The organism is Streptomyces sp. NPDC014764 (assembly GCF_043082785.1).
GTDB lineage: Bacteria > Actinomycetota > Actinomycetes > Streptomycetales > Streptomycetaceae > Streptomyces > Streptomyces althioticus.
On the sequence record NZ_JBIBXY010000026.1, the window covers coordinates 73,258 to 87,328 of the forward strand.

At 73.3% G+C, this 14,071-nt stretch carries 13 protein-coding genes; 4 read left to right on the plus strand and 9 right to left on the minus strand.

Features of this window, described 5'->3' with window-relative positions; translation table 11 throughout:
* Positions 1-173 precede the first annotated feature (173 nt).
* The 3 genes from ACF1AG_RS33055 to ACF1AG_RS33065 all read right to left on the minus strand — a co-directional run bounded on the left by ACF1AG_RS33055 (position 174) and on the right by ACF1AG_RS33065 (position 2,403).
* Positions 174-1,001: an AfsR/SARP family transcriptional regulator gene (locus ACF1AG_RS33055; protein WP_359608037.1), complete on the minus strand. Its 828-nt coding sequence runs from the start codon at positions 999-1,001 to the stop codon at positions 174-176.
* A 188-nt stretch (positions 1,002-1,189) separates the two neighbouring features.
* Positions 1,190-2,092: a HemK/PrmC family methyltransferase gene (locus ACF1AG_RS33060; protein ID WP_359608035.1), complete on the minus strand. Its 903-nt coding sequence runs from the start codon at positions 2,090-2,092 to the stop codon at positions 1,190-1,192.
* Complete coding sequence (locus tag ACF1AG_RS33065; protein WP_359608033.1) at positions 2,089-2,403, minus strand: chorismate mutase family protein; 315 nt, start codon at positions 2,401-2,403, stop codon at positions 2,089-2,091. Before ACF1AG_RS33065 ends, ACF1AG_RS33060 begins: the two co-directional genes overlap by 4 nt.
* Positions 2,404-2,530: 127 nt before the next feature.
* Between ACF1AG_RS33065 and ACF1AG_RS33070 the strand changes: the two genes are divergently transcribed.
* Positions 2,531-3,472 carry a prephenate dehydrogenase/arogenate dehydrogenase family protein gene (locus ACF1AG_RS33070; protein ID WP_391810920.1) on the plus strand — a complete coding sequence of 314 codons (942 nt, stop codon included), beginning with the start codon at positions 2,531-2,533 and terminating at the stop codon, positions 3,470-3,472.
* 179 nt (positions 3,473-3,651) lie between these two features.
* Here the strand turns inward: ACF1AG_RS33070 and pabB are convergent, their stop codons facing one another.
* From pabB to ACF1AG_RS33085, 3 genes are all read right to left on the minus strand, one after another.
* On the minus strand, positions 3,652-5,805 hold the full coding sequence (gene pabB / locus ACF1AG_RS33075; protein ID WP_387798886.1) for an aminodeoxychorismate synthase component I: 2,154 nt from the start codon (positions 5,803-5,805) through the stop codon (positions 3,652-3,654).
* A gap of 25 nt (positions 5,806-5,830) precedes the next feature.
* Positions 5,831-7,045, minus strand: coding sequence for a cytochrome P450 (locus ACF1AG_RS33080; RefSeq protein WP_359752719.1), 1,215 nt, complete (start codon positions 7,043-7,045; stop codon positions 5,831-5,833).
* Between the two features lie 61 nt (positions 7,046-7,106).
* Complete coding sequence (locus ACF1AG_RS33085) at positions 7,107-8,165, minus strand: ornithine cyclodeaminase family protein (RefSeq protein ID WP_359607017.1); 1,059 nt, start codon at positions 8,163-8,165, stop codon at positions 7,107-7,109.
* A gap of 191 nt (positions 8,166-8,356) precedes the next feature.
* On the opposite strand from ACF1AG_RS33085, the gene ACF1AG_RS33090 reads away from it, so the two are divergent.
* The 3 genes from ACF1AG_RS33090 to ACF1AG_RS33100 are packed head-to-tail and all read left to right on the plus strand — an operon-like array spanning position 8,357 to position 11,470.
* A complete protein-coding gene (locus ACF1AG_RS33090) occupies positions 8,357-10,006 on the plus strand; it encodes an AMP-binding protein (RefSeq protein WP_359607019.1) in 1,650 nt (549 codons plus the stop codon).
* On the plus strand, positions 10,003-11,262 hold the full coding sequence (locus tag ACF1AG_RS33095; protein WP_359607021.1) for a DegT/DnrJ/EryC1/StrS family aminotransferase: 1,260 nt from the start codon (positions 10,003-10,005) through the stop codon (positions 11,260-11,262). Before ACF1AG_RS33090 ends, ACF1AG_RS33095 begins: the two co-directional genes overlap by 4 nt.
* Positions 11,263-11,284: 22 nt before the next feature.
* The gene (locus ACF1AG_RS33100; RefSeq protein ID WP_359607023.1) at positions 11,285-11,470 is read left to right on the plus strand and encodes a tautomerase family protein; all 186 of its coding nucleotides are present in this window, start codon (positions 11,285-11,287) and stop codon (positions 11,468-11,470) included.
* A 73-nt stretch (positions 11,471-11,543) separates the two neighbouring features.
* Here ACF1AG_RS33100 and ACF1AG_RS33105 read toward each other — a convergent pair whose 3' ends face one another.
* From ACF1AG_RS33105 to ACF1AG_RS33115, 3 genes are all read right to left on the minus strand, one after another.
* Positions 11,544-13,088 carry an MFS transporter gene (locus ACF1AG_RS33105; RefSeq protein WP_359607025.1) on the minus strand — a complete coding sequence of 515 codons (1,545 nt, stop codon included), beginning with the start codon at positions 13,086-13,088 and terminating at the stop codon, positions 11,544-11,546.
* A gap of 78 nt (positions 13,089-13,166) precedes the next feature.
* Positions 13,167-13,871 (minus strand): ScbR family autoregulator-binding transcription factor, encoded by a 705-nt coding sequence (locus tag ACF1AG_RS33110; protein ID WP_359607027.1) that lies wholly within the window; start codon positions 13,869-13,871, stop codon positions 13,167-13,169.
* Positions 13,872-13,884: 13 nt separating this feature from the next.
* Positions 13,885-14,071 (minus strand): carboxyl transferase domain-containing protein (locus ACF1AG_RS33115; protein ID WP_391810921.1); only part of this gene is annotated, 187 nt, incomplete at its 5' end.

The following is a 14,071-nucleotide window of genomic DNA, read 5'->3' on the forward strand; positions in this document are numbered from 1 at the left end:
AGAGGAACGGCTCCCGCGACGGTGCGGCCCGCGGCCGGGCACCGGGGGTCTCCCCGGTGCCCGGCCGCGGGCCGTTCCCGGTGACGGCCGGGGCCGCGGTGGCCGCGCCGCAGGTGGGGGGTGATGCGAGGGGGGAAGCGGGGCCGCCGCGCCGGCCGGGCGGCTTGGGGGGGTCAGCCGGCCCGGGCCGCCACCTGGCCGGCCGCCTCGGCGCCGCGGGCGGCGGGAGTCTCCGGGTGGGCCATCAGGATGGAACGCTGCAGACGGCTGAGCGCGGCGGACGGCTCCAGTCCCAGCTCGCGCACCAGAGTGGTCCGCAGCCGCTGGTACACGCTGAGCGCTTCGCCGCGCCGTCCGGAGCGGTGCAGGGCGACCATGAACTGGCCGTGCAGGCTCTCGTGCATGCGGTGCCTGTTGACCAGCACGGTCAGCTCGGACAGCAGTTCGCGGTGGCGGCCCAGACGCAGGTCCGCCTCGATGCGCTGGTCCAGCGCGCACAGCCGGGACTCCTCCAGACGCTGGACCTCCAGTCCGATCCGGCTGCCGGCGGTGACGTCGGCGAGCGCGGAACCCGTCCACAGCGAGAGGGCCTCTCGCAGCCGCCGTGCCGCGGTGGCGTGGTCGTCGCCGTCCAGCGCCCGGTATCCCGCTCCGGCCTGCCGCTCGAACTCCCGGAAGTCGACCCGGCCGCCCCGGGTGTTCAGACGGTAGCCGCCGGGGAGGGTGACCAGGATGTCCTTGGCCGTGACGCCGTCCTCACCGGCCTCGGCCAGCGCCTCGCCGATGAGTTCCCGCAGCTGGAGGACGTACGTCTGCAGGGTGGTGCGAGCGCTGCGCGGCGGCTCGTCGTCCCAGAGTTCCTCGATCAGGGAGGAGACCTGGACCACCCGGTCGGCGTGCAGGGCGAGCAGGGCCAGTACCTGACGTGGTTTCGGTGCCGTCGGTGTGATCGAGATGCCGTGCTCGCTCGCTGACAACGCGCCCAGTACTTCGATGTCCACTGCCTTCTCCCCCATCGGTTGCGTGCCGGATGCGTCCGAATCCATGCCGTGAGGACCACCGCAGGGGCGCCTCGTGGGCGGCCGACGACACCGGCTCGAGTACGATTAAAAAAACAGCACAGTCGGTTTGTCAATGGGAGAGGGGGTACGCTCGGCCACATGAGCCGGCGAGCGCACCCCGACACGCCTCAGACGCCGTGCGGCGACGCCGGGCCGCGGACCGCGGCCAGCATCCCGTCGTTGCAGGTGGCCCGGGACCGGGCCGAACTCCAGCGTCCCGTCCGGCGAAACAGCCGCGGCACCGACCCGAGCTGGTAACGGCCGTGCTCGAGCAGCAGCGTCCCTCCCGGAGCGAGCAGCCGGCCCGCCGTCCGCTCCATCTCGCGGATCATCGCCAACCCGCCCTCACCAGCCCAAAGAGCGAGCGGGGGGTCGTAGTTGAGGACCTCCGGGGCGCTCGTGCGCAAACCCACGGGGATGTAGGGGGGGTTGGTGACGACCAGGTCGACGCGGCCGTCGAACTCCGGGAACGCCTCGCGTGCGTCCCCCTCCACGATGTGCGCGCCGGTGCCGCGCGCGTTGCGCCGGGCGGCCTGGGCCGCGACCTGCGACAACTCGATCCCGTACACCCGCGCCTGCGGCACACGGCGCGCGATCGTCACCGCCATGGTGCCGGGGCCGGCGCACAGATCCACCACCAAAGGGGATATCTTGCCCTGCGAAAGAAGACCGGACAGTCTGTTTATTGCTTCTTCAACGATCTCCTGGGTCTCGGGCTTGGGCACGAAGACACCGGGTGCGAGGTCGAAACGGTGCCCCATGAACCAGGCGTGCCCGACGATGAGTTCGGCCGGTTCTCGCGCCTCCCGCCGCCTCACGTACTCCTCGAGGACCGGGGGCGCCGGCGCCTCCGCGACGCCGTCGAGCCCGTCCGCTGCGACCCCGCAGGCGTGCGCCGTCAGCAGCCGGGCGTCGGCACGTGCCGTGGCCCCGTCGATCCCCGCGGCGGCGAGGCGGCGTTCGGCCTCCTCCAGCGCGGTTCGCACCGTCCAGGCGTCTGCTCGCGTCCGCCGCGTGCCGGTGCCGGTCACGACGCCCTCCGCTCCGGGCCGCCGCGGGCGATCCACTCGTCCTCCAGCCGGCAGGTCTCCGCGATCAGCACGTCGTAGAGGCGGTGCAGGAACGCCTGGTCGATGCCGTGCCGGCGGGCGAACCGGGCGGCCCGGTCCTGTACGGCGGCGATGCGCTGCGGCTGCATCATCGGCACGCCGTGGACGCGTTTGTACTCGCCGATGCGCAGGCAGATCTCCAGCCGCTCACGCACCGCTTCGAGCAGCGCGGCGTCCACCGCGTCCAGTTGTTCGCGCAGGGCGGGCAGATCGTCTGCACTTTCCGAGGACATGTCGGCTCCTTCCAAGCGACGACACAGACTTCACGACGGCCAAACGCCGGCCGGCAGGGCAAGCACTGCGGGGAGGCAGCGCGTGGGAACGGGAAACGGTCCGCGGGACGAGAGGGGCGCACGGGTCATGGGTGAGGCGAGCACGGGGGGCGCGTCCCCGCTCCGGGCGGCGGAGGCGGCCGTCCCGGTCTTCTCCCGGTGCGTGGTGGCCGGCGCGTTCGGCGGCGTGGGCGGCATGTTCACCGGTCTGCTGCTGCGCTCGGGTGCCGAGGTGACCCGGGTGGACCTCACCGCCCGGGCGGGGGGAGAGCCGGGGGTGCGGGACATCGCCGACGACATCCGGGCTCCGGGCCCCGCCACCGCCCGGGCGGTGGCGGAGGCCGGCCTCGTCCTGCTGGCGGTGCCGGAGCAGGCGGCGCTGGACGCGGTGGCGCCCCTGGCCGGGCTGATGCGGCCCGGCGCGCTGCTCGCCGACACCCTCTCGGTGAAGAGCCGGATGGCGGAGCGGCTGCGCGCGAGCGCCCCGCAACTGCAGGCGGTGGGCGTGAACCCGATGTTCGCACCGTCCCTGCCGCTGCCCGGCCGTCCGGTCGCCGCGGTCACGGTCACCGGCGGGCCGGCGGCGCGTGCGTTCCTTGGGCTGGTCGCCGGATGGGGCGGGCGGGTGGTGGAGCTGGAGCCCGGCGAGCACGACACCCTGACGGCCGTTCAGCAGGCCGCGACGCATGCGGCGGTGTTGTCGTTCGGGCTGGCGCTGGCGGAGCTGCGTCCCGGCATGAGCGCCCTGTGCGCCTCCGCGCCTCCGCCGCACCGCACCCTGCTGATGCTGCTGGCGCGGATCGTCTCCGGCTCCCCGGAGGTGTACTGGGACGTCCAGGCCGGCAACCCGCACGCCGAGGCCGCACGCCGGGCGCTGGGCCGGGGGCTGGAACGCATCGGCCGCGCCGTCGCCGACGGCGACGAGGACGCCTTCGAGGACGTCGTGGAGCAGGTGCGCGCCGCCCTCGGCGACCCGCACCGGGAGGAACTGGCGCGGGCCTGCGCCCACCTGTTCGCGGACCTGGCCTGACCGGCCGCGGCGGCCGCCGAGGCACGCCGGCCACCGGGCCGGCCGGCACCGCACGGCCCGCACGGCCCGCACGGCCTGCACGGCCCGCACGGCCTGCTCGGCGCACCGGGCGGGCCGGCGGGCGGGTCCGGCGTCCCGGCCTCTTGTGCGCGCACCGCCCCCGAGGCACCTGCCGGACGTCACCGCACGCTGCCCGCCAGTGCGCGGTCGCCCGCAGAGGCCACGGCGTGCGCCTGGCGCAGGGCGCGCAGCGTGGTGCGGGCCTTGAGCAGCATCTCCCGGACCTCCTCGTCCGGGTCGGACAGCGCGACGACCGCCCCGCCCACACCGATCGTGGCGGCCTCGGCGGTGGCCACGACCGTGCGGATGACGATGCTGAGGTCCACCGCCCCGCTCAGCGCGAAGTAGCCGAGCGCACCGGAGTAGACGCCGCGCGGGCCGGCCTCCAGCCGGTCGATGAACTGCATGGTGCGCACCTTGGGGGCGCCGGTCATCGATCCTCCGGGGAACGCGGCCCGTACGGCCTGCGGGCGGGACACCCCGGGTGCGAGCAGGCCCCTTACGGTGCTGACCAGTTGGTGCACGGTGGCGTAGGACTCGACCTCGAACAGGCCGGGCACGTGCACGCTGCCGATCTCGCAGACCTGCCCCAGGTCGTTGCGGACGAGGTCGACGATCATGAGGTTCTCCGACCGGTCCTTCTCCGCCGTGGCCAGGGCGCCGGCGATCGCCGCGTCCTCGGCCGGGGTCGCCCCCCGCGGCCTGGTGCCCTTGATCGGCTTGGACTCGGCGGTGCCGGCCGCGTCGATCCGCACGAACCGTTCCGGCGAGGAGCTGAGCACGGCCCCCGCGGGCAGGTCCAGGTACGCGGCATACGGGGCGGGGCTGATGGCGCGCAGGGCGCGGTAGGCGAGGAGCGGGTCCACCCGGCCCGGCACGCGCAGCATGTTGGTGAGGCACACCTCGTAGGTCTCACCGTCGCGGATGAGCTGCTGGCAGGTCCGCACCAGTTCCCGGTACGCGGTCACGTCGTGCCGGTACTCGGCCTTCAGCGGCGGCAGTTCGTCGTCGGGCAGCAGCGTGAAAGGCGGGCGCGGGGCGGTGGCGGCCAGGGTGGCGGCGGCCCGGGCGAGCCACTCCTCGGCGTCCCGGGCGGTGTCGGGGCGGCCGTCCCGGCTGAGGGCGAGCAGCCAGGCGCCGCGCCCGGCGTGGTCGACGGCGAGCATCCGGTCGGCGAACACGAAGGAGCCGTCCGGCAGTTCGCCGCGGTGGGCGCGGTCGCCTCCGCAGTCGGCCTTGCTCTCGTAGCCGAGATAGCCGACGTAGCCGAGGTTGAACTCGAAGGGCAGAGCGGCTGCGGGAAGGCGCCGGGCGGCCAGTTCTTCCTCCAGGTGGGCGAAGAGCGTGCCGGGTCTGCGGCGCAGCGGGAGGCCGTGCCGGTCGGTGACGGTGACCATGCGTTCGGCCACGTCGTAGCTGACGATCTCGCCGAGCGGGCCGGCGGGGGCGCCGAGGAAGCTGAACCGCGACAGGCCCTCCTCGACCCGGCTGCTGTCGAGCCAGAACCGTCCGGCGGCCCCGTCGAAGAGCGCGTCGAACGCGGCGTCGGTGTCGGGCACGGCGGCCAGCTGCCGCAGGTGCAGCCGCCAGGCGCCCTCGCCGCCGCTTTCCCGGGCGGCCGGGGCGGTGTCCGCTGCGGGCGGGAGGGGGGGCGGCGCGTCGGGCACCTCCACGCCGAACGGTGTCTGTCCGCGGGCGGCGAGGGTCAGGTCGCGGAAATTGGCGAGCAGCCGGCGGCCGTACTCGCTGCTGACGGACTCCGGGTGGAACTGGACGCCCCACCGCGGCAGGTGACGGTGGCGTACGGCCATCAGCAGGCCGTCGGCGGTGTGTGCGGTCGCCTGGAGCTGCGGGGGCAGCTCGTGGACCAGCAGCGAGTGGTAGCGGACCACGCGGTAGGGCGAGGGGATGCCGGCGAACAGTTCACGGCCGTCGTGGAGGATGTCGCTGGTGCGGCCGTGCACCGGCTCCGGTGCGTGGCGGACGCTGCCGCCGCCGAGCAGGCACAGCGCCTGGTGGCCCAGGCACACCCCGAGCAGCGGCAGGTCCCACTCCTCGACGACGCGGCGGCTCAGGCCCAGGTCCGCCTGGACGGCCGGGTCCCCGGGACCGGGTGAGACGACCACGTTGTCGAAGTCGTCGGGCGACAGGGCGGCCCATCCCTCGTGGTCGTCGTGCCGCAGCACGACGGGTGCGCTCGCGTTCACCTCGGCCAGCATCTGGAAGAGGTTGTAGGTGAACGAGTCGTAGTTGTCGATCAGCAGGGTTCGCACGGTGCGCATGAGCGCTCCCTCGCCTTCAGCCGCGCCGCACGGTCAGCGGCAGGTTCCGTACACCGAACAGCCCGTCGCGGTGGTGGCGCAGGTGCGCGCCGGGGGTGATCCGCACCTGGGCGAACCGGTCCAGGAGCGCTTCGAGGGCGACCCGGCCCTCCAGGCGGGCGAGCGGCGCGCCGAGGCAGTAGTGGATGCCGTGGCCGAAGGCCGGCTGCTGGTTGTGGGGCCCGCGGCCGGGGCGGAAGGCCTCGGGGTCGTCGAAGACGCGCTCGTCGTGGTTGGCGGAGACGATCGAGGGGACGACCATCCGGCCGGCGGGGACGGGGACGCCGGCCAGCTCGGTGTCGCGGGTGGTCACCCGGGCCATGACGGTGATCGGCGGGCGCAGCCGCATCACCTCCTCGAGGACCGCGGGGATCAGGGAGCGCTGGGTGCGCAGGGTGTCCCACAGTCCGGGGTTGTCCTCCAGGCACAGCACGGTGTTGCCCAGGAGCATGGAGGTGGAGACGTGGCCCGACATCAGCAGCAGGCCGCCGAACTCCGCGATCTGCCGGTCGGTCAGTTGCTCGCCCTCGACCTCGGCCGCGACGAGCCGGGAGATGAGGTCGCCGCCGGGCCGGCGCCTGCGGTCCTCGACGTGTCCGAGCAGGTACTCGTGCATCTCCTTCAGCGGCTTCTTGACCAGGGTGTCGTAGTCCTCGCCGGCCTGGTCGCCGAACTGCAGGTCCGCGGGGTCCTCGATCTGCATCGACAGCATCCGCTCCGACCAGGTGCAAAACAGCGTGCGGTCCTCGGCGGGCACGCCCAGCAGTTCGGCGATGACGATCACCGGCAGCGGGTAGGCGAAGTCGGCGACGAGGTCGAAGGTGTCGCCCTGGACGTCGTCCAGCAGTCGTCCGGCGACCTCGGTCACCCGCGGTTGGAGTCCGGCGACCGTGCGGGGGGTGAACGCCTGGCTGACCAGGCGGCGCAGTTTCCGGTGCAGCGGCGGGTCGACGACGGAGAGGATCTCCTGGGTGAGCGCCTTCGAGCCGGGCCGCAGCCGGTGCAGTTCCGAGGAGAAGACGGCCGGGTCGCAGGCCACGGCGAGCACGTCGGCGTGCCGGAAGACGTGGAACACCCCGTATTCGTCCTCGTGGACCGGGTGTTCGTCGCGCATGGTCCGCAGCCATGAGAAGAGGGCGTGCCCACCGTCCTCGACGGTGGGCCGGGGGGCCGGCGTGGTCAGGGACGCCATCAGGTTCTCCTTCACGGGTGTGTGCGGTCCGGTTCCGCTCCGGGTGGGGCCGGAGGGCCGGTCACAGGGACGCGGTGGCGGGCGCCTGCTGCAGTGCGTAGGGGTCGAGGGCGTCGGCCGGGTGGTGCTCGATGCTCATCCGTCTGCCCAGTCCGTGCTCCGCGGCCGCTTCGAGGAACACCTCCATCGCGAGGGCGTCCTCCAGGGCGAACCCCGTGGAGTCGAACACCGTCAGCCCTTCCCGGCGCTCCCGCGCCCGCTGCGGATCGGCGGCCAGTGCGGCCAGGGCGGTGACCGGCTGCGCGGGGCGGAGCTGCTGGCTCTCACCCTCGCGCCGGGCCTGCTCGGGGTGGTCGGCGACAATGAAGGCCCGCCGCAGCCAGGCGGGCGGCAGTTCCGTCTTGCCGACCAGGTCCGCTCCGACGGCGTTGATGTGCAGGTGCTCGCGGTGGCCGGTGTCGGGCAGCACGGGGCCGGCGCCCGCCGCGACGGACGTGGCGGTGCAGATGATGTCGGCGTCGGCGGCGATGCGGGCGGGATCGGCCGCCTGGACGGGAACGCCGGTGAAGGCGGCGCGGCGGGCGAAGCTTTCGAGGTGGGCCGGGTCGGTGTCCCACACCAGCACCTGCTGGAGGGGGAAGGCCAGCGACAGGGCGTGTGCCTGGGTGACGGCCTGGGCGCCGGCGCCGATCAGGCCGAGGACGCGGCTGTCGGGGCGGGCCAGCAGCCGGCTGGCGACGGCGGAGGCGGCGCCGGTGCGGACGGCTGTGAGGAGCACGCCGTCCATCAGTGCGGTCAGGGCGCCGGTGGTGTCGTCGTAGCGGGCGACCGTGCCGATGATCGTCGGCAGGGAGAACCGTGCGGGGTTGCCCGGGCTGTAGGCGACGGTCTTGATGGTGATGCTGTCGCCCGCGTCGCGGTGCGGCATCCACTCCAGGATGCCCGGCACGGGCTCGCTGCGGGTGAATCCGCCGCGCAGCGGGGAGAGTTCACGCCGTCCGCGCCCGATGTCGGCGAACCCCTCGGTGAGCCGTTCGACGACCCGTTCCATCAGGGCGTCGCGCCCGACGAGCGCCGTCACCGCCGCGACGTCTCGGCGGTCCAGGATCCAGGTCTCCATCGGGCACTCCCTCGTACGAGGCGCTTGTTCGCGGGGTCCGGCCGGACCCTGACGGGCATCCTGTCCGGCCGGGCTGACGCAGGGCTGATCGGCGCCTGACGGGCGCAAGGGGCCGCGGCGGCGGCGCATCAGCGGCGTGTCAACGGCTGCGGAAACACTGGCCGCGACGCGAGCAGAGGGAAGGAACAACGATGCTGGACGGATGCGTTCCCTGGCCCGACGAGGTGTCCGCGCGGTATCGCCAGGCCGGGTACTGGCGTGGTGAGACGCTCGGCGGGCTGCTGCGGCGGTGGGCTCAGGCATACGGCGACCGCACGGCCCTGGTCGACGCCGAGGGCGGCCGCCGTATCGGCTATCGCGAACTGGATGTGTGGTGCGACCGGCTCGCCGCCGGGTTCGCCGCGCGCGGCCTGAACGCGGGTGACCGCGTGCTGGTGCAGCTGCCGAACACACCGGACTTCGTCGCGGTCTGCTTCGCCCTGTTCCGTCTCGGCGCGCTGCCCGTGTTCTGCCTGCCGGCCTACCGCGACAGCGAACTGCGGCACCTGGTGGAGCTGTCGGGAGCCACCGCCTGCGTCGTCCCCGACACCCACAACGGTTTCGACCACCGGGATCTGGTGCGGACCGTGCGCGAACGGCTCCCGCAACTACGGCAGGTGTTCGTGGCGGGCGAGAGCGCGCACGGCTTCACCTCCCTCGCCGACGTCGTGGCCGACCCGGTCGCACTGTCCGGACCCGACGCCTCGGACGTGGCGTTCTTCCTGTTGTCGGGCGGGACCACGGCGCTGCCGAAACTGATCCCGCGCACCCATGACGACTACGCGTACCAGGCGCGGATCACGGCCGAGATCTGCGGTGTGGACGAGCACAGCGTCTACCTGGCGGTGCTGCCGGTGGAGTTCAACTTCCCCTGGGGCTGCCCCGGAGTCATCGGCACCCTCGGTGCGGGCGGCCGTGTGGTGTTCGCACCGACCCCCGAGCCGCTGCACTGCTTTGCGCTGATCGAGCGGGAACGGGTGACGTTCAGCTCGGTGATCCCCACCGTCGTCCACCTGTGGCTGGCGGCGGCCGGGGAAGGGCACGGCCACGACCTGAGCAGCCTGGACGTCCTGCAGGTGGGCAGCGCCAAGCTGCACCCCGAGGTCGCCGAGCGCATCGGCCCCACGCTGGGGGTGCGTCTGCAGCAGGTCTTCGGCATGGCGGAGGGGCTGCTCACCTTCACCCGCCACGACGACGAGCCCGGGACGGTCCTGACCACGCAGGGCCGGCCGGTCTCCCCCGGCGACGAGATCCGGGTGGTCGGCCCCGGCGACCGCGAGGTGGCCGTCGGCGAGACGGGCGAGCTGCTCACCCGCGGCCCGTACACGCTGCGCGGCTACTACCGGGCGCCGGAGCACAACGCCCGTGCCTTCACCGCCGACGGCTTCTACCGCAGCGGCGATCTGGTCCGCCTCACCCCCACCGGGGAGATCGTGGTCGAGGGCCGGGTCAAGGACGTCGTCGTCCGCGGCGGCGACAAGGTCTCCGCCACCGAGGTCGAGGGGCACCTCACCGCGCATCCGGATGTGCAGCAGGCAGCCGTCGTGCCGATGCCCGATGCGGTCCTCGGCGAGAAGATCTGCGCCTACGTCATCGCCGCGCCGGGCCGTCCGGCTCCGCGGCTTGCGGTGCTCCGCGCCCACCTGCGCTCACGCGGGCTGGCCGCCTACAAGCTTCCCGACCGCGTCGAGGCGGTCGGCTCGTTCCCGCTGACGGGACTGAACAAGGTCGACAAGAAGGCCCTGGCGGCCCGGATCGCCGGGCAGCTCGCCGGTGCGGGGCCGGAGCGGGGAGCCGCATGAGCACCCTCACCGCGAAGAACGGCGAGTACGCCGTGCCGTTCGCCCGCCGCGGGTCCGTCGTCGGCGCGGCGGACCTGGCCGCTCTCACCGAACTCGTCCGCTCCGACGGGCCGTTGACGTCCGGGGTGTGGCGGGAGCGGTTCGAGGAGCGGTTCCGTCAGTGGTGCGGGGCACGGCACGCTCTCAGCGTCACCAGCGGCACGGTCGCCCTCGAGCTGGCGATCCGGCTGCTCGGCCTGGCGCCCGGCGACGAGGTGATCGCCACTCCGCAGACGTTCCAGGCGACGGTGCAGCCGCTGCTGGACCACGACGTGCGGGTGCGTTTTTGCGACATCGACCCCGACACCCTGAACCTCGACCCGGACGCCCTGGCCGCGCTGATCACCGACCGCACCCGGGCGGTGCTGCTGGTCCACTACGGCGGCAACCCTGCCGACATGGACCGCATCATGGCCCTCACCCGGCCGCGCGGCATCACCGTCGTCGAGGACAGCGCCCACGCCATCGGCGCCCTCTACCGGGGCCGGCGGCCGGGCTCGCTGGCCGACATCGGCTGTTTCAGCTTCCACTCCACCAAGAACCTCACCACGCTCGGCGAGGGCGGGATGATCACCCTGGCCCGGGACGACTGGGCCGAACGCGTCGCACGGATCAGGGACAACGAGGTCGACGGCGTCTACCTGCCGCGCGCCGGCGCGGCAGCGGACCGCCCGGCTCTGCTGCCGTGGATGAAGTTCGCCGACGGCGTCTACCGGCACACAGCGGTCGGAATCCGCGGGGCGGGCACCAACGCGACGATGTCGGAGGCGGCCGCGGCCGTGGGACTGGTGCAGCTCGGCTCCCTCGGCCGGTTCGTCGAGCGGCGCACCCGGATCGCCGGGCGCCTGGACGAGGCGGTGTCCGCCTTCCCCGGGGTGCGTCTGCACCGGGCCGCCCCGGACAGCCGCCACGCCTACCACCTCTACACGTTCTTCCTCACCGGAGGCCGGGAGGTGCGCGAGCGGTTCGTCCGCGCCCTGGACCGCCTCGGCGTGGAGGTGCAGCTGCGCTACTTCCCGCTGCACCTCTCCCCCGAGTGGCGTCTGCGCGGCCACCGCCGCGGGGAGTGCCCGCACGCGGAGCGCATCTGGTTCGAGGAGCACATGAACCTGCCCTGCCACCCGGGGCTGACCGACGCGCAGGTCGACCACATGGTCGCCGCGGTGCGCCGGGCGCTGCGGGAGGCGTACGACGAGCTGGCGACCGTGCCGGCGTGAGTGCCATCGGGAAGGCAGCCGCATGCCGTTCATCGACGTGAAGATCTACGACCGCCGTCTCACCGAGGACAGCGAGCGCGCCCTGATCGAGGGGCTCACCCGTGCCGTGGTCGACGTTCTCGGCGAGGAGGCCCGTGAGCAGACCTGGGTGGCCCTGACGGGCATCGCCCCGCAGCGCTGGGGCATCGGCGGCGTGCCCGGCGCGTAAGGGCGCCCGGGCCCGGTACCGGCGGGCGGCGGCCGTCACCTGGTGAGGGCCGCCGCCCGCCGGGGCTGTCCTGCTAGGCGGTCCGGCCGGCTTCCACCCCGGCGCCGGCGGCCTTGTCCCGGGCCTCCGCGCGGTCCGCCCGGTTCAGCAGCATCGCCGCCAGCAGCCCGCCCGTGAACACGGCGGCGGCGCCGATGAGCTGGCTGGTGCTCACCGCGTCGGCGAAGGCGTCGTGCGTCTGGGCCGCCAGGCGTGGCGTGTCCGCGTCCTGCAGGGCCTCGGCCAGCGAGCCGGACCCGCCGATCGTCTCGGGCAGCAGCTGGGCGAACCGCGCGCCGAGCACGGCTCCCAGGATCGCCACGCCCAGGCCGCCGCCGAACTCGGTCAGTGTGCCCTGGACGCCCGCGCCGACGCCCGCCTTCGCCGGCGGGATCGACGACATGATCGCGGTCGCCATGGCGGGCATGGCCAGCGCGATGCCGCAGCCCATCAGCAGCAGCCCGGCGAACATGCCGCCGTAGCCGGCCCTGTCCTCGGAGCCGAGCAGGGCCACGGCGCCGAGGCCGGCCGCCAGCAGTGTCATGCCGATCGCGATGGTGCGCGCCACTCCCAGTTTGACGAGCAGTTTCGCGCCGATGCCGGCGAGGTTGAGGCAGACGATGGTCAGGGCCAGCGGCGCCGTGCGCAGGCCGGCCTGCAGCGCGTCGTAGCCGAGGACGAGTTGCAGATGCTGGGTGAGCAGGAACAGCGAACCGGCCATGCCGAAGGCGACGAGGAGTCCGCCCGCGATGGCGCCGTTGAAGCGCCGGTTGCGGAAGAACGACATGTCGAGCATCGGGTGGGGCACCCGCAGTTCCCAGCGGACGAAGGCGTACAGCGCGAGCAGGCCGGCCAGCGCGGGCAGCAGGACGTCGGCGGAGGTCCAGCCGTGCTCGGGCCCGGAGATGATGGCGTACACCACGCCGACCATGCCGATCGTGGACAGGACTGCGCCGGCGAGGTCGGGCCGGTCGCCTTCGGGGTTCTTCGTCTCGGGGATCAGCGCGGACACGGCGACGAGGCCGATCAGCGCGACGGGGATGTTGATGAGGAAGATCGAGCCCCACCAGAAGTGGTCGAGCAGGAAGCCGCCGATCAGCGGGCCGGCGGCGAAGCCGAGTGAACTGACCGCCCCCCACAGGCCGATGGCCTTCGGCCGTTCCTCCTCGTCGAAGATCTGCATGATGACGGCGAGGGTGGTGGTCGCCAGCAGCGCGCCGCCGATGCCCATGCCGGCACGGGCGGTGATGAGCTGCCCGGAACTCTGGGCGAAGGTGGCCGCCGTGGAGCCCAGGCCGAACAGGACGAGGCCCGTCATCAGCATGAGTTTGCGGCCGTAGCGGTCGGCGACGCTGCCCGCGGTGAGCAGCAGGCCCGACTGGACCAGCGCGTAGGCGTTGATCATCCACTGGACGTCGGCCGTGGAGGCGCCCAGGTCGCTGGTGAGTACGGGGATCGCGACGTTGAGGACGGTGTTGTCGAGCAGGACCACCAACTGCGCGAGGCAGATCACCCCGAGGATGACCCAGCGCCGCGGATCTCGCTCGGTGGGGGGCAGTGACGGCTGGGTGCTGTGCAAGAGAGGTCTCCTGGGGGTAGGGGGCCCGCTGGTCTCCGGGGTGCACGCCGCCGGCCGGGTCCCGATCTGGTCGGTGCGTTACGGGGCCGTGCCGCCCCAGTCCTTGCCCGGGGTGCTGCGCGTCCGCTCCGGCCGCGCGCCGGCCCGGCGCGCACCGGGGGCGGGGTGGGGGATGCGGCTTCCGGCCGGTTCGACGTCACCGAGCGCGGAGGCCGCGGCCAGCCGGGGCAGCAGCAGCTGCCAGAACCTGGTGATGGTGCGGTCCGAGAGCCACTGCGGGTCGTGCACGCCGAGCACTTCGAAGCCTGTCGTCGCCGCCACCACCGACGCCGCCGCGGCCTCAGGGCTCACGGTGGCGAGCACGCCTTCGCCCTCGGCCCGCCTCAAGGTCGCCTCGACCCACCGGTGCCACTCGTGGTGCAGGTCCCTGCTGACCACGCGGATCTGCTGGCGGCTCAGCTCGAAGCCCGCACGCAGCACCACGTCGTCGGCGAGGCGGCGGGCCAGTTCGTGCGAGGTGTCCACGAGCAGCTGCAGGGCGTTGCCCGCGCCGTCTGCGTGGCCGCTGACGAGGCGGTTGAGACGATCCGCCGCGGCGTCCTCCACGGAGTCGGCGAGCGCGGCCTTGCTCGCGAAGTGGAAGTGAAGCGCTCCGTTGCTCACTCCGGCCAGTGAGCTGATCGCACTGAGTGAGGCAACGCTGAAGCCGTCACGGTCGAAGACCGTGGCGGCCGACTCGATCAGCGCCTCACGGGTGCGCAGCGCTCGTTCCTGTTTGGCCATTCGGGGTGCTCCGTTACTGCGGCGGGTTGCCGTGTTTGCGGCTCGGCAGGTCGGCGTGCTTGGTGCGCAGCATCGCCAGCGAACGGATCAGCACCTCGCGGGTCGCGGCCGGGTCGATCACGTCGTCGACCAGACCGCGCTCGGCGGCGTAGTACGGGTGCATCAGCTCGGACCTGTACTCCTTGACCATGCGCTTGCGC

Excerpts from the sequence above, each read along its gene's own strand:
- ACF1AG_RS33085 (WP_359607017.1), bottom strand. The coding sequence starts at position 8,165 with ATGGAGACCTGGATCCTGGACCGCCGAGACGTCGCGGCGGTGACGGCG.
- ACF1AG_RS33095 (WP_359607021.1), top strand. The coding sequence starts at position 10,003 with ATGAGCACCCTCACCGCGAAGAACGGCGAGTACGCCGTGCCGTTCGCC.
- ACF1AG_RS33100 (WP_359607023.1), top strand. The coding sequence starts at position 11,285 with ATGCCGTTCATCGACGTGAAGATCTACGACCGCCGTCTCACCGAGGAC.
- ACF1AG_RS33080 (WP_359752719.1), bottom strand. The coding sequence starts at position 7,045 with ATGGCGTCCCTGACCACGCCGGCCCCCCGGCCCACCGTCGAGGACGGT.
- ACF1AG_RS33090 (WP_359607019.1), top strand. The coding sequence starts at position 8,357 with ATGCTGGACGGATGCGTTCCCTGGCCCGACGAGGTGTCCGCGCGGTAT.
- ACF1AG_RS33065 (WP_359608033.1), bottom strand. The coding sequence starts at position 2,403 with ATGTCCTCGGAAAGTGCAGACGATCTGCCCGCCCTGCGCGAACAACTG.
- ACF1AG_RS33070 (WP_391810920.1), top strand. The coding sequence starts at position 2,531 with ATGGGTGAGGCGAGCACGGGGGGCGCGTCCCCGCTCCGGGCGGCGGAG.
- ACF1AG_RS33110 (WP_359607027.1), bottom strand. The coding sequence starts at position 13,871 with ATGGCCAAACAGGAACGAGCGCTGCGCACCCGTGAGGCGCTGATCGAG.